Below are 14,827 nucleotides of genomic sequence, written 5' to 3'. Positions count from 1 at the left end.
GCCCAGAGGAGGCGCCGGGCGGACCATATCGGAAGACCGTTGGGAGGATTCCATGAAGAAGCTGATGATTGCCATGGCTGGTGCCATGGCGCTTTGCGTTGCTGCCCCGGCCGTTGCTCAGGACAAGACCGGCTGGCCCGGCAGCATGACCATTGGAACGGCAAGCCAGGGTGGCACTTATTTCATCTACGGCACGGGCCTTGCCGGCCTGATCACCGAGAAGCTCGGTGTCAATTCTTCGGCTGAAGTGACCGGCGGGCCGGTGCAGAACGCCACGCTGGTGGAAACCGGCGACCATCTGATGGGCCTCGTCACCATGGGCCCGGCCTATCAGGCCTGGATGGGTGAAAGCGAACTGGCACCGGGTGTCGAGCACAAGAGCCTGCGCGCCCTGTTCCCCATGTATCAGACGCCGTTCCAGGTTGTTGCGCTGAAGTCTTCGGGCATCACGAAGGTGGCTGATCTTGACGGCAAGCGCGTGTCGGTTGGTCCGGCTGGCGGTACGGCCGCAACCTACTGGCCCCGCTACTTTGAAACCGTCGGCGTGAAGCCGGTGATTTCCTATTCCGGCGCCAATGATGCGACCAGCCAGGTCAAGGACGGCCTGATCGACGCCTTCGCTTTCGCAGCCGGCGTTCCGATCTCCGCCTTCGCCCAGATTGCAGCTGAAAACCCGGTCAACATCTTCGGCTTCAGTGAAGACGAGCAGACGAAGATCCTCGAAGCCATGCCGGAACTGGCTGCCTTCGAAGTGCCCGGCGGCCTCTATCAGGGCTTCCCGGACCCGCAGGGCACCGTCAGCCTGTGGAACTTCGCCGTTGCCAATGCCGAAATGCCGGAAACGCTGGCCTATGAAATCACCAAGCTGGTGATGGAAAACAACGACCGCATGGTGCAGATCCACGCCACCGCAGCCGAGACGATCGCAGAGAACATCGACAAGAACTCGTTCCTGCCGTTCCATCCGGGCGCCGTGCGCTACTATGAAGAAAAGGGCATCACCATTCCCGATGCCCTGAAGGGTCAGTAAGACCAAGGCTATAGATGCTGATGCATCAAGCCCTGAGATGAGCCCCCGGCCCTCGTGCCGGGTGGCCAAACTCCGGAGGGCGGCAGCTGCCGGCTGCCGCCATTCTTCGTGAATGATCCGGTATCCATTCGGGACGAACACCATGACACAAGCTGACAACGCCTCAGCGCCCAAGGGCAGCGGGCCGATTCTGGCCCAGAATGTCGATGAAGAACCGGTTGCCAGCAACCAGCGCCTGCATGGCAGCTGGATCAACCTGACAATCACGGTTCTCTGCATTGCCTATACGGCCTTTCACATCGGGGTCATGAACCTCTACCCGCTGGAGACCTGGACCTACCGCCTGATCCACGTCTGCGGCGGGCTGCTGCTCGGGTTCCTGATCTATTCCGCCGTGCAGCTGCCGCATACGGCGCCCGCCGGTGCGCGCCGCAATCCGCTCGACTGGCTGTTCATGGCCGTGGGTGTCGGCGGCATCGGTTATGGCTTTGCCATGGTGGCCTATGCCTGGGGTGGCTACTGGCTTGCCGGCATTCCGCGTCCGCCGGCGTTCGTTTTCGCCAATTTCGGTCTGCCGCTTCTGGTTGGCACGCTTGCGGCTCTGGCCGGGGCCTGGTTCCTGCCGAACCGGGACCGTGCCCGCATCGGCTGGGCGGATTATGCCCTCGGCATCGCGTCCATCGCGGTTCTGGGCTACATCCTCTTCAACGTCGGGCCGATCCGCCTGCGCGCCGGAACGGCCATGGCGCAGCCGGCGGATTATTATGCAGCTCTCGTCGGCGTCATTCTCATTCTGGAAGTGACACGGCGCGTGGCGGGCCTTGCCCTGGTGGCGATTGCCTCGATCTTCATCCTCTATTCCTTCGCAGGCCCCTATCTGCCCGGTTTCCTCAACCATCGCGGATATGAGGCACGGCGTTTCTTCACCTACATCTTCACCGATCAGGGCATCCTGAGCGATCCGGTGGCGGTGTCCTCCACCTACATCATCCTGTTCATCACCTTCGCCGCCTTCCTGCAGGCCTCCAAAGTGGGCGACTATTTCGTCAACTTCGCCTTTGCAGCGGCAGGCCGCGCCCGCGGCGGACCGGCCAAGGTGGCGGTTCTGGCCTCGGGCCTGATGGGCATGATCAACGGCACATCGGCCGGCAACGTGGTGTCGACCGGCTCGCTCACCATCCCGCTGATGAAGAAGGTCGGCTATCCGGCCAAGACCTCGGCTGCCGTGGAAGCGGCTGCCTCTTCCGGCGGACAGATCATGCCGCCGATCATGGGTGCCGGCGCCTTCATCATGGCCGAAGTGACGGGCATCCCCTACACGGATATCGTCATTGCGGCGATCATCCCCTCGGTGCTCTATTTCGCCTCGGTTTACTTCATGGTCGATCTTCAGGCGACGAAGATGGGCATGAAGGGCCTTCCCAAGGAAGAGCTGCCGGTCTTCAAGGAACTGCTGAAGCAGGTCTATCTCTTCATCCCGATCATCATGCTGATCTACACGCTGTTTGCCGGCTATTCGGTGATCCGTGCCGGTACGGTGTCGATGATGGCCGCAGCCGTTGTCAGCTGGCTGACGCCGCACCGGATGGGGCCGCGCCTTCTCGCCAAGGCCTTTGATCTGGCGGCGCGCATGTCGATCCAGCTGGTGGCCGTGTGTGCCTGCGCCGGTATCATCGTCGGCGTGATCGCGCTCACCGGTGTCGGCGCCCGCTTCTCCAGCCTGCTGCTTGGCATTGCCGAACAGAACCAGCTTCTGGCGCTGTTCTTTGCCATGTGCATTTCCATCGTGCTGGGCATGGGCATGCCGACGACGGCTGCCTATGCGGTCGCCGCAGCTGTCGTGGCTCCGGGCCTCGTCAACCTCGGCATCCCGGTGCTGACGGCGCATTTCTTCGTGTTCTACTTCGCGGTCATGTCCGCCATCACACCGCCGGTGGCGCTTGCCGCCTATGCGGGGGCGGCCTTGTCGGGGTCGGATCCGATGAAGACGTCGGTCGAAAGCTTCAAGATCGGTCTTGCCGCTTTCGTCGTGCCCTTCATGTTCTTCTATTCGCAGGCCCTGCTGATGCAGGGCACCTGGATGGAAGTCCTGCATGTCTTCGTCACGGCCAGCATCGGCATCTACATGCTCGCGGCGGCGGTGCAGGGCTGGTACTTCGGCAAACTCGCCTCTGTCCTGCGCGTGGTGCTGCTGATCGGCGCCCTGTGCATGATCCAGGGCGGCCTGATCTCCGATCTCGCCGGCCTTGCCATCGGCGTGGCGCTGCTTGCCTATCAGAAGCGCTTCGTTACGCCGGGCATGCTCGCCCGCGGCTCGGACTGATCCGGCCGGCGGGGCATGTGCCAGCGAGCCATGTGAATGAAATGAAGCGGCGCCATCCACCCGATGGCGCCGCTTCTTCTTTATGCGCCATAGCGCCGGAATGGCGATTTTCAGGGCGTGATGGCGATTTTCAGAACGCCGTCGCGCTGATTGGCGAAGAGGTCATAGGCCGCTTCAATGTCGTCCAGCTTGAACCGGTGCGTCACCAGCGAGCTGGTGTCGAGGCGGCCGGAGGCAATGACATCCATCAGCCGGCGCATGCGCTCCTTGCCGCCGGGGCACAGGGATGTGACCAGCTTGTGGTCTCCAAGTCCGGCGAGGAAGGGCCCGAGCGGGATGGTGAGGTCGCTGGAATAGACGCCGAGCGAGGAGAGGGTCCCGCCGGGACGCAGCACCCGCAGCGCGGCTTCAAAGGTCTCCTGCCGGCCGAGGGCCTCGATGGCAACATCCACGCCGCGCCCATCCGTCAGCCGCATGATTTCGTCCACCGGGTCGCCCTTGCTGAAGTCGACGATGTGGTCCGCGCCCATGCGGCGGGAGATTTCCATGCGGGCAGGGACGGATTCCACTCCGATGATGGTCGTTGCGCCCATCAGCCGCGCACCCGCCGTGGCGCACAGGCCGATGGGGCCTTGCGCAAACACCGCCACCGTGTCGCCGATCTTGATGGCGCCGCTTTCCGCCCCGGAGAAGCCGGTGGACATGATGTCCGGGCACATCAGAACCTGCTCGTCCGTCAGCCCGTCGGGGATGGGTGCCAGATTGACCATCGCGTCGGGGACCAGCAGATATTCGGCCTGAGCGCCATCAATCGTGTTGCCGAAGCGCCAGCCGCCCATGGCCTTGAAGCCATGTTTCGTGCCGGCGCCATCCTGGGACATGCAGCCGCACAGGCAGGCCGCGCTGTGGCCGCTGGGGGTGATCGCGCCGGCAATCACCCGCTGCCCCTCCTTGTACCCCTTCACGGCGGAGCCCAGCTTCTCGATGATGCCGACCGGCTCATGTCCGATGGTCAGCCCCCGCTCCACCGGGTATTCACCCTTGAGAATATGCACGTCCGTGCCGCAGATCGTCGTGGTGGTGATGCGGATCAGCGCGTCCAGCGGCCCCACATCCGGCACCGGCTTTTCATCAAGAACGATGCGGTTGGGTCCGGCGAAGATCGCTGCCTTCATCATCTGTGCCATGGTGTCCTCCTTCTGCCCCCATGCGGGATGCCGGAACAGGCCTGCCGGGCAGGTCCCGGACGTCCGGCAAGCCATCCTGCCGCCTGGCGGCTTCCCGATCACCTTGGTTGAAACCCTGACGTTTCACGGTGGCGCTTCACGCTCTGTGGACCGGTCCGGAAAGGCTCGCCGCCCGGCTGATGCTGCGCTACAAGCAGCGTCTGCGGACAGGGAAGGCAGGCCCGATGAAGACACAGGTTTCCACCCATCTCATCCATGAAAAAGACGGCAGGCACCTGATGATCCGGCGTGCGGGCAGTGCTTATTATCCCGGCTTCCTGAGCCTTGTGGCGGGTCACGTGGAGCCGCTCGAGACCCCGCTGGAAGCCCTGCTGCGCGAGGCCGCGGAGGAAATCGGTGTGAGGCTTGCACCCGGTGATGTGTCCTTTGCCAAGGTGCTGCACCGCCGCCTGCCGGACCGGATCTATATCGATTATTTCTTCAAGGCGGAGCACATGCCCGATGCCTTGCAGATCTGCGAGCCTGACAAGATTTCCGAAATCGGCATGTTTGACCTTCAGGCCGTGCGGGACCAGATCGTGCCCTATGTCTGGGCCGTCCTCACCAGCCCGCAGACCTATCAGGAGTTTGAAGAGGGCGGCCTTATGCCAAGGCTTTAGATGCTGATGCATCACGCCTTGAAATGGCTCAGGCTCTGCACGGGCCATACCGTTTTCCGATGAGACAGGCCCATCGAGAAACGGTGTCAGTCCGGGCTGGCGGGGAAGACGAGGACGTCCACCGGGGCGGATTGCAGCACCTTGGCCGTGACACTGCCAAGGATCATCCGTGCCAGCATGCCCTTGCCGTGGTTGGCCATGACAATGAGATCAGCCCCCGCCTCATCTGCCGCCTGCAGGATTTCATGCGCCTGGGTGGTTTCATCGTGCCGGACCATCAGCCCGGCCTGCAGGCCACTGATCCCCTGGACGAAGGCGGCAAGGCGGCCGCGGGCGGCGCTTGCCTGATCCGACAGGTAGAGATCCCGGTCTTCCTTGTGCAGCGTGCCGGACATGGTCAGCCGGAGGGCCGGCACATCAAACACATGCAGCACGCTGGCCGGTGTTGCGGTGAGGCCAAGTGAGACAAAGCGGGAAAGCGCTGCTCGGGACTGGTCCGTCAGGTCCGTGGTCAGCAGCGCATGGCGCCAGGGGGCGGCCGGAGGGCCGTTGACCATCAGAACCGGGCAATTTGTGGTGCGGATCGTGCGTTCTGCCGTGGTGCCGGCGAAGGCATCACGCAGGACCTGCCGGCGGTGAGGGCCGAGCACCAGCAGGTCCGGCCGCCGCTGTTCCGCTGCCTGCACGATGCCGGAAAACGGATCAGCCAGAACCGTATCGACCGTGCAGGCAATGCCATCGGCCGCCCGCAGGGACTGGGCAAGGTCCATGAGAAGACTGCGCGTGTCGGACAATTCCCGGTCCACGATCCGCCGCGGCCGGTCGTCATCAACCACGTGGACCAGATCCAGAGCCGCGCCATGGGCCCGGGCCAGCAGCACGGCGCGGCGCAGCGCCCGGTCGGACCGTTCGGAAAAATCTGTCGCCAGCATGATCCGCTGAAGCACGGGCTGTCTCCCTTGGCTGTTCTGGTCGTCTTTCCATCATACGAGCACGCATTGGCAGCCTCTGAATTGATCCATCTCAATCAAACGATGTCAAACGCCGCTATGCTTCACCGAACTGAAGTCAGGGACAGTCAGGATGCCTTGCGAAACCTATCAGACCGTCCGGGAGGTCGCTGACCGCCTGAAGATTGCCGAAGCCACGGTCCGGCACTGGATCAAGGCCGGAGAACTCAGGGCCATCGATATCGGCAAGGGCTGGCGGATCGCGGATGCGGATCTGGCCGAGTTCCTGCGCCGCCATGAAACCGTGCCAAGGACCTGCGGACCGTCTGAAACGCCGCATGCGGAGGGGCAAAGCGAATGAGCGTTTTCACCGAAGTCTCGCTGCTTCTTGTGCTGGCTGCCGCCGTCGGCCTTGCCGGCACGCTGCTGCGCCAGCCGCTGATCGTCAGCTTCATTGCTGTCGGGCTGGTCGCCGGGCCATCGGCGCTGGATGTCGTTCACTCCGGGGAGCAGATCAAGCTGCTGTCCGAACTCGGCATTGCGGTTCTGCTGTTCCTCGTCGGCATCAAGCTGGATGTGAAGCTGGTCCGGTCCCTTGGCCTTGTTTCGGTCATGACCGGCCTGGGGCAGGTGCTCTTCACCGCCTTCTTCGGCTATCTGATCGGCCTTGCGCTGGGCCTTGGCCATGTTACCAGCCTCTATGTGGCGGTGGCCCTGACGTTCTCCTCCACCATCATCATCGTCAAGCTGCTGTCCGACAAGCGCGAGATCGATGCGTTGCATGGCCAGATCGCCCTTGGTTTCCTCATCGTGCAGGATCTGTTCGTGGTCTTTGCCATGATCGTGCTGTCGGCCATCGGCATCGGTGCTGCCGGAGAAGGCGGGCATGGGGATGGCTCCATCGTCACCATCATGGGCGCTGGGCTTGCCATGGTGGCAGCGGTGGCTTTGTTCGTGCGCTATCTTGCCAATCCGCTCACCGCATGGCTGGCCCGGGTGCCGGAGCTGCTGGTGATCTTCGCGCTTGCGCTGGCGGCCATGTTTGCAGCCATCGGCGATCAGATCGGCCTTGGCAAGGAAGTGGGCGGCCTGCTGGCCGGTGTGGCGCTGGCTTCCACCGCCTACCGGGAAACCATTGCAGCCCGGCTCGGGCCGCTGCGCGATTTCCTGCTGCTCTTCTTCTTCATTGCGCTCGGTGCCACGCTGGATCTGTCGCAGCTGGGCAGCCATGTGACCGGGGCCGTGGTGTTTTCCCTGTTCGTGCTCATCGGCAATCCGCTGATCGTTCTGGCGATCATGGGGGCACTGGGCTACCGCAAGCGCACCGGCTTTCTGGCCGGCCTAACGGTGGCGCAGATCAGCGAATTCTCGCTGATCTTCATCGCCATGGGCGTGACGCTGGGCCATGTGCCGGACGAGGCGCTGGGGCTGGTGACCATGGTTGGCCTCGTCACCATCGCCGCCTCGACCTACATGATCACCTATTCCCATCAGCTCTATGCCCTGTGCGAGCCCTGGCTCGGCCTGTTCGAGCGGCGCAATGCCCACCGGGAGGCAGGGGAGACGGCGGCTCTGCCCAAGGGGCGGTTCCAGATCATTCTCTTCGGCCTCGGGCGCTTCGGTACGGCCATCGGCATGCGGCTGCAGCGGCGGGGCATCCGGGTGCTGGGCATCGATTTCAATCCGCAGGCCGTGCAGCGCTGGAAGGAACTGGGCCTTGCCGCCGAATTCGGGGATGCGACCGATCCGGAATTCGTCGCCGAACTGCCATTGCGTGAGGCTGTCTGGATTGTCTCCACGGTGCCGATCCACCCGGCCGGGATCAGCCATGAGGATGCCCGCCGGACATTGATCCAGCTGACGCGGGCGGCTGGCTTTACCGGGCGCATCGCGGCGGCCTCCCACACCGCCCACGACACGGGCGTCCTGTCCGGTTCGGGTGTCAATCTGGTGCTGGAGCCGTTCCAGGACGCGGCGGACCGGGCAGCAGAGCTGTTGTGCGGTGCCGAGGAGGAGGAGCGGACCGAGATCCCTGAAATTGCCTCGGAAGGCCGCGCCACGGCCTGAGAAAGGATCTGAAAAGAGAATCGCATGGGGGCAAGGCCCTCTGACATCTGATGACGAAGGAGCCAGAGACTGCATGACCCTGACCTCTCCGCACAGCCAGACCGCACAGGCCTGCCTTGATCAATTGTCCGCAGGCCCCGGGGGGCTGTCCCCGGAAGAGGCGGCCAGCCGCCTGGAAACCCACGGCCCCAACCGCCTGCCCGAGGCGCCAGGCCGCAGCGCGCTTGTCCGTTTCCTCTCCCAGTTCCGCAATGTGCTGATCTATGTGCTGCTGGGGGCGGCTGTGGTGACGGCCCTGCTGCAGCACTGGATCGACACCGCCGTCATTCTGGCAGTGGTGGCGGGCAATGCCATGATCGGCTTCCTGCAGGAAGGCAAGGCGGAGGCGGCGATGGCCGCCATCCGCAGCATGCTGGCGCCGCGGGCGGCTGTCCTGCGTGGCGGGCAGCGCGTTTCGGTCGATGGCACGACGCTGGTGCCGGGCGATGTCGTGCTGCTGGAGGCCGGGGACAAGGTGCCTGCGGATCTGCGGCTGCTGCAGGCCCATGGGCTGAGCGCGCAGGAAGCCATCCTGACCGGAGAATCGGTTCCCACGGACAAGACCGCCGCCCCGGTGGCGGAGAATGCACCGCTGGGGGACCGGCGGTCCATGCTCTGGTCCGGCACGCTGGTGACGCAAGGTTCCGGGCGTGGCCTCGTGGTGGCAACGGGTACGCATACGGAAATCGGCCGCATCGGCGGGCTTCTGTCCGGCGTGGAGACCCTGAAGACGCCGCTCGTGGAGCAGATGGATCACTTTGCCCGCTGGCTCTCGCTGCTGATCGTTCTGGCCGCCGCGATCCTGCTGGCCTGGGGGTATTTCCTCGGCGGCCATCCTTTTGCATCCCTGTTCATGGCGGTTGTCGGCGTGGCTGTGGCCGCCATTCCGGAAGGCCTGCCGGCCGTCACCACCATCACGCTGGCCATCGGCGTCAGGGCCATGGCGCAGCGCCATGCCATCATCCGCCGCCTCCCGGCCATCGAGGCCATCGGTTCGGTCTCGGTGATCTGCACCGACAAGACCGGAACCCTGACCCGCAACGAGATGGCCGTTGTCTGCGTCGAGACACCGGACGGCGTGTTCGAGGTGGAAGGCGACGGCTATGCCCCCTCCGGGGCGATCCAGCCGCGCGGAGATCTCTCGCATCTCGCCCGGACGGCCGCGCTTTGCAACGATGCGGCCCTTGCCTGCAAGGCCGGGCACTGGATCGTCGAGGGCGATCCGATGGAAGGGGCGCTGCTTGCGCTGGCGGGCAAGGCTGCGGGCGAGATCAATGCCGAGCGGCTGGATGTCATCCCGTTCGACAGCCGCCACCGCTATATGGCGGTCCTGGCGGAGGCCGGCGGCGAGCGCGTCACCCATGTGAAGGGAGCGCCGGAGCGGGTGCTGCGCATGTGCCACGGGATTGACCTGCCGCATTGGCATGACCGGGCCGAAGCCATGGCAAAACGGGGCTTGCGTGTTCTGGCCCTTGCCATGCGGCACGAGACGGGTCCGGAAATCGACCGGAACAGCCTTGACGGAAGTCTGACGTTCCTGGGCCTGGCCGGGCTGATCGACCCGCCGCGTCCGGAGGCGATCGAGGCCGTGGCCGAATGCCGGACGGCCGGAATCCGGGTGAAGATGATCACCGGTGACCACGCCGGAACGGCGGCGGCCATCGCCCGGCAGATCGGCCTTGAAAATCCGCACCGGGTGCTCACCGGGGCGGATCTCGACAGGCTGGATGACCCTCAGCTTGCCATGGAAGTGGTGGATTGCGATGTCTTCGCCCGCACCAGCCCCGAGCACAAGCTGCGGCTGGTTGCGGCCCTGCAGGCGCGGGGCCTCTCCGTGGCCATGACGGGAGACGGGGTGAATGATGCCCCGGCCCTGAAGCGTGCCGATGCGGGCATTGCCATGGGGCTGAAGGGCTCGGAAGCGGCCAAGGAAGCTGCCGATCTGGTGCTTGCCGACGACAATTTCGCCTCCATCGCCGCCGCTGTGCGCGAAGGGCGCACGGTGTGGGACAATCTGAAGAAGGTGATCAGCTGGACGCTGCCGACCAATGCCGGTCAGGCCCTGCCGATCATTCTGGCGCTGTTTCTCGGCCTTGCCCTGCCGATCACGGCCGTGCAGGTGCTGTGGATCAATCTGGTCAGCAGCGTGACACTGGGGCTGGCGCTGGCCTTTGAACCCTCGGAGTCCGGCACAATGGCGCGCCCGCCGCGCCGCCGTGATGCGCCGCTGCTGACGGGGGATCTGGTCTGGCACATCGTGCTGGTCGGCAGTCTTTTCGTCGCAACCGTCTTCGGCATGTTCAACTATGCGCTGGCGCGCGGCTATTCGCTGGAACTGGCGCAGACCATCTCGGTCAACACCGTTGTCGTGCTCGAGATTTTCCACCTCTTCTTCATCCGCAACATCTACGGCACCTCCCTCACATGGGCGGCGGTGAAGGGGACGAAGGTGGTCTGGACGGTGGTTCTGGCGGTCACCGCCGCGCAATTCGCCGTCACCTACCTGCCACCCTTGCAGATGCTGCTGGGGACTGAGGCCGTGCCTTTCCTGGACGGGCTTCTGATCGTCGGGGCCGGGGTGGTTTTCTTTGCCCTGGCGGAGATCGAAAAGCAGATCCGGCTCGGGCTGAAAGTCCGGCCGGGTAAGGCTTGACCGGCCCGTGCAGCGGCGGGTTTGCTGCGCCAGCCCGCCGCTCACCTGAACGTGTTCACATCCTTAACGCACCGGTAATAACTTCGGTTGATCTTGACGCATATCCATGCAACCACCCGCTCCGGGGGGCTCAGGACCGGAAGCTGAAGATACTGCCAGAATGAGTTCGCTGTTCCATCTGCCCGGCACATCCATCCAACCCCAAGGCCGTTCGAGACAGGGTCTGCGGCCCTTGCGCAGGCTCATCCTTGCGGGCGTCATGGCGCTTGCCCTCGCCGGCTGTGCCGGGTCGGACTACGAAAACCTGTCGCGCAATGCGCCGCGCCTTTCCAGCGCCACGATCTCCGAAATGGCGAAGAAGGACATGAAGCCGGAAAGTCCGGTGCTGGTCCGCATCTTCAAGCAGGAGAGCGAGCTGGAGGTGTGGAAGGTGGACAAGACCGGGCGTTATGCCCTGTTCAAGACCTATCCCATGTGCCGCTGGTCCGGGAAGCTGGGGCCGAAGCGCAAGCAGGGAGACCGTCAGGCGCCCGAGGGCTTCTATCATGTGTCGGCGGGGATGTTGAACCCGCAGTCGCAGTATTACGTCTCCTTCAATCTCGGTTATCCGAACCGGCTGGAATCGGCACTGGGCTACACGGGCGATGCGCTCATGGTGCATGGCGCCTGTTCGTCCTCAGGTTGCTATGCGATGACAGATCAGGCAGCGGGCGAAATTTACGCCATCGTCGCCAAGGCGCTGGCCTCCGGTCAGGCCGCGTTCCAGGTGCAGGCCTTTCCTTTCCGCATGACGGCGGAGAACATGGCGCTGCACCGGTCCGATCCGGAAATGCCGTTCTGGCGGACGCTCAAGGAAGGCTATGACAGCTTCGAACTGACGAAGCAGCAGCCGAAGGTGGCCGCCTGCGGCAGGCGCTATGTCTTCAACACCGAGTTCAAGGACGGCACGCCGCGCAATCCGCTGGCGCCGTGCCCGGAGGTGGCCGTTCCGCCGGAACCGGAACTGGTGGCTCAGCTGGACGCGGAAAAGCTGAAGGTGGACGAGGCGATTGCCTCAAGCCGCAGAAACCATGTGGTGTCCTATGTGGACGGCGGCATGCACCCGAGCTTCCGCGCGCTGCTGCGCCGTGACGGGCCGGAGCAACTGGCCGCTCGCACCTCGAACCGCGCCTATCCGGTCAGCCGCCCGGAAGCCGCGCTGGCCGACCCCTTCAAGATGCTGGTGGAGCCGGAAGACCGGCACGTGAGCAAGGACTGAGCGCAATCCGAATGTACGAACGGGGAGCCTTGGCTCCCCGTCAATCTGCCGCACACCCCTCCATCGTCTTCCCGGCCAAGCGGAGCGCGAGCCGGGACCGGTGAGCCGGGGTGCGTGATGTTTGTCCCCGAGCAACATAGCTGATGGTCTGTGGCTCACCGGTACCGGATCTCCGCTTCGCTGCGTCCGGTATGACGGTGGAGGGGTGAGCGCTCGTCAAAAAGGCAGCCGGGGAGCCCTGGCTCCCCGTTGCTGTTTCAGGCTGGCACCTGCCGCAGCTGGCGGCCGGCGGTGAGGCTGGAGACGGCGGCAACGATCGAGGCCGTGTCGATGCCGAAGTGGCGGTAAAGATCGCCGATGGTGCCGGTCTGGCCGAAATGCTCCACCCCGAGTGCCAGCGACTGGTGGCCGCAGACACTGCCGAGCCAGGAGAGCGTGGCCGGGTGGCCGTCGATCACCGTGACGAGCTTGCAATGGCGCGGCAGGTTCCACAGCAGGCGCTCTGCATGGCTGGCTGGGCCGAAGGGCGGCAACTCGCCCTTGCGGCGCAGACGCTGGGCCGCCGTCCAGCCCGCATGCAGGCGTCCGGCGGAGGTGACCGCCAGCACCGCCACATCGCGGCGGCCTTCGCCGATATAGCCGGCAGCGGCAATGGCTTCCGGCGCCACGGCGCCCTGATAGGCAATCACCACCTCGCAGTTCGGTCCCGGCGGGCGCAGCCAGTAGGCGCCGTTGATGACATCGCCGGCGAAGTCTTCGCTTGCCGGAAGCGCAGCCTGTTCTATGGGCCGGGTGGTCAGGCGCAGATAGACCGCGCCGCCCTTGGCGTCCGGCAGCAGGTTCACCGGGTCCGGCGTGGCATCACCCTCGCGCTGCATGTAGTCGAAGGCCCAGCCCATGATCAGCGCCAGCTCGGCGGCAAAGGCAGGCTCGAAGGCGGCCAGCCCGTCCTGCGACATGCCGATCAGCGGGGTGTTGATCGACTGGTGCGCGCCGCCTTCGGGGGCAAGCGTTATGCCTGAGGGCGTTCCGGCGATGAGGAAGCGGGCGTCCTGATAGCAGGCATAGTTCAGCGCATCGAGGCCACGGCAGACGAAGGGATCGTAGACCGTGCCGACCGGCAGCAGCCGCTTGCCGAAGAGGGGGGATGAAAGCCCCGCCGCCGCAAGCTGCAGGAAGAGGTTCATCTCGGCAATGCCCAGCTCGATATGCTGGCCTTCCGGAGCAAAGTCCCATTTGGCGGTGGAAGGAATGTTCTGGGCGCGGAAGAGATCGGCCCTGGCGTTCCGGGCCCAGAGCTTGCGCCGGTTCACCCAGGGGCCGAGACCGGTGGTGCCGGTCACATCCGGCGACAGGGTGACGATACGCTCCGCCAGATCGCTCTTCTGGCGGCCGATGTCATCCAGAATGCGGCTGAAGGCCATCTGGGTGGAGGTCTCGCGTTCGCCGGACGGGGCGGGCAGGGCAGGGACGCTGACCCTGTCACTGCTGTGACGGCGGCGGCCAGCGGCGAAGAAGGGCACGGATTTCAGGAAGGCCTGCAGCCCGGCCCGGTCCTTAACGCCTGCGAAAGGCTCCCATTCCTGCCCTTCCGGCACGCCCATATGGGCCTGCCAGTCCTGCATCTGCGCCTTGGTCATCAGGCCGCCGTGGTTGTCCTTGTGCCCGGCAATCGGCGTGCCCCAGCCCTTCACCGTATAGGCAAGGAAGCAGACCGGCCGGTCATGGGTGATGCCGGCGAAGGTCTGTGCCATGGTCTCGACGCAGTTGCCGCCGAGGTTTTCCATCAGCGCGGCGAGGTCTGCGTCGCTGCGCCGGCCGATGAGCGCGGAAACATCGCCCTGATCGCCCAGATCATCCATCAGCCGCTGGCGCCAGACGGCGCCGCCGCTGAAGGTGAGGGCGGAGTAAAGCTGGTTCGGACAGGCGTCGATCCAGGCGCGCAGGCGCTCGCCGCCCGGCTCGGCAAAGGCGGCGCGCTGCAGCACGCCATATTTCACCTTCACCACATCCCAGCCGAAGGCTTCGAAGATCTTTTCGATGCGGGCCCACAGGCCCTCATGCACCACGCCGTCGAGGGACTGGCGGTTATAGTCGATGATCCACCAGACATTGCGCAGGTCGTGCTTCCAGCCTTCCTGCAGGCACTCGTGCACATTGCCTTCGTCCACCTCCGCATCGCCCATCAGCGCGATCATGCGGCCCTGGCGCAGATCCTTGCCCCAGGGCTTGCCGGAGATGTAGTCCTGCACGATGGAGGCAAAGGAGGTGATGGCAACGCCAAGGCCGACAGAGCCGGTGGAGAAATCCACGTCATCCACGTCCTTGGTGCGGCTCGGATAGCTCTGCACCCCGCCATAACCGCGGAAATTCTCCAGCTTCTCGCGGGCGATGTTGCCCATCAGGTAGTGCATCGCATGGAACACCGGCCCCGCATGGGGCTTCACCGCCACTCTGTCTTCCGGCCGCAGGGCCGAGAAATAGAGCGCCGTCATGATCGACACCATCGAGGCGGAGGAAGCCTGATGGCCGCCGATCTTGATGCCATCCGCCTTGGGCCGCAGATGGTTGGCGTTGTGGATCATCCAATGCGACAGCCAGAGCAGGCGCTGCTCGATGGTCTTGAGATGCTGATGGGACATGATTGTTCTCTCCTTCCGG

Annotated in this window: 10 protein-coding genes; 7 read left to right on the top strand and 3 right to left on the bottom strand. The window is 64.7% G+C overall.

The annotated features are described in order from the left end of the window. The first annotated feature begins 52 nt into the window (after positions 1 to 52). Together ACVNHC_RS21080 and ACVNHC_RS21075 are read left to right on the top strand one after the other, a co-directional pair. Complete coding sequence (locus ACVNHC_RS21080) at positions 53 to 1,030, top strand: TAXI family TRAP transporter solute-binding subunit (protein WP_050473847.1); 978 nt, start codon at positions 53 to 55, stop codon at positions 1,028 to 1,030. A gap of 142 nt (positions 1,031 to 1,172) precedes the next feature. After that, positions 1,173 to 3,353, top strand: a complete 2,181-nt coding sequence (locus ACVNHC_RS21075; protein WP_050473848.1) for a TRAP transporter permease — start codon at positions 1,173 to 1,175, stop codon at positions 3,351 to 3,353. A 110-nt stretch (positions 3,354 to 3,463) separates the two neighbouring features. On the opposite strand, the gene ACVNHC_RS21070 is transcribed toward ACVNHC_RS21075, so the two are convergent. Continuing rightward, positions 3,464 to 4,540: an NAD(P)-dependent alcohol dehydrogenase gene (locus tag ACVNHC_RS21070; RefSeq protein WP_457169261.1), complete on the bottom strand. Its 1,077-nt coding sequence runs from the start codon at positions 4,538 to 4,540 to the stop codon at positions 3,464 to 3,466. 128 nt (positions 4,541 to 4,668) lie between these two features. On the opposite strand from ACVNHC_RS21070, the gene ACVNHC_RS21065 reads away from it, so the two are divergent. Further along, positions 4,669 to 5,199 carry an NUDIX domain-containing protein gene (locus ACVNHC_RS21065; protein ID WP_457169259.1) on the top strand — a complete coding sequence of 177 codons (531 nt, stop codon included), beginning with the start codon at positions 4,669 to 4,671 and terminating at the stop codon, positions 5,197 to 5,199. A gap of 86 nt (positions 5,200 to 5,285) precedes the next feature. On the opposite strand, the gene ACVNHC_RS21060 is transcribed toward ACVNHC_RS21065, so the two are convergent. Beyond that, the gene (locus ACVNHC_RS21060; protein ID WP_457169257.1) at positions 5,286 to 6,146 is read right to left on the bottom strand and encodes a universal stress protein; all 861 of its coding nucleotides are present in this window, start codon (positions 6,144 to 6,146) and stop codon (positions 5,286 to 5,288) included. Positions 6,147 to 6,282: 136 nt separating this feature from the next. Here ACVNHC_RS21060 and ACVNHC_RS21055 point away from each other — a divergent pair, with 136 nt between their 5' ends. The 4 genes from ACVNHC_RS21055 (at position 6,283) to ACVNHC_RS21040 (ending at position 12,166) form a co-directional block, all read left to right on the top strand. Beyond that, positions 6,283 to 6,510 (top strand): helix-turn-helix domain-containing protein, encoded by a 228-nt coding sequence (locus tag ACVNHC_RS21055; RefSeq protein WP_050473851.1) that lies wholly within the window; start codon positions 6,283 to 6,285, stop codon positions 6,508 to 6,510. After that, positions 6,507 to 8,216 carry a cation:proton antiporter gene (locus ACVNHC_RS21050; RefSeq protein WP_050473852.1) on the top strand — a complete coding sequence of 570 codons (1,710 nt, stop codon included), beginning with the start codon at positions 6,507 to 6,509 and terminating at the stop codon, positions 8,214 to 8,216. The genes ACVNHC_RS21055 and ACVNHC_RS21050 overlap by 4 nt, the downstream gene beginning before the upstream one ends. Before the next feature lie 73 nt (positions 8,217 to 8,289). Next, positions 8,290 to 10,908, top strand: coding sequence for a cation-transporting P-type ATPase (locus tag ACVNHC_RS21045; protein WP_457169254.1), 2,619 nt, complete (start codon positions 8,290 to 8,292; stop codon positions 10,906 to 10,908). Between the two features lie 259 nt (positions 10,909 to 11,167). Beyond that, positions 11,168 to 12,166, top strand: a complete 999-nt coding sequence (locus ACVNHC_RS21040) for a L,D-transpeptidase family protein (RefSeq protein ID WP_123195800.1) — start codon at positions 11,168 to 11,170, stop codon at positions 12,164 to 12,166. Positions 12,167 to 12,423: 257 nt separating this feature from the next. Here ACVNHC_RS21040 and ACVNHC_RS21035 read toward each other — a convergent pair whose 3' ends face one another. Next, entirely contained in the window at positions 12,424 to 14,808 is a 2,385-nt protein-coding gene (locus ACVNHC_RS21035) for a transketolase (RefSeq protein WP_457169253.1), read from the bottom strand. Positions 14,809 to 14,827: the final 19 nt, after the last annotated feature.

This window comes from Pannonibacter sp. Q-1 (genome assembly GCF_054073275.1).
The sequence above is the reverse complement of the archived record's forward strand: the minus strand, read 5'-3'. Positions and strand labels throughout refer to the sequence as shown.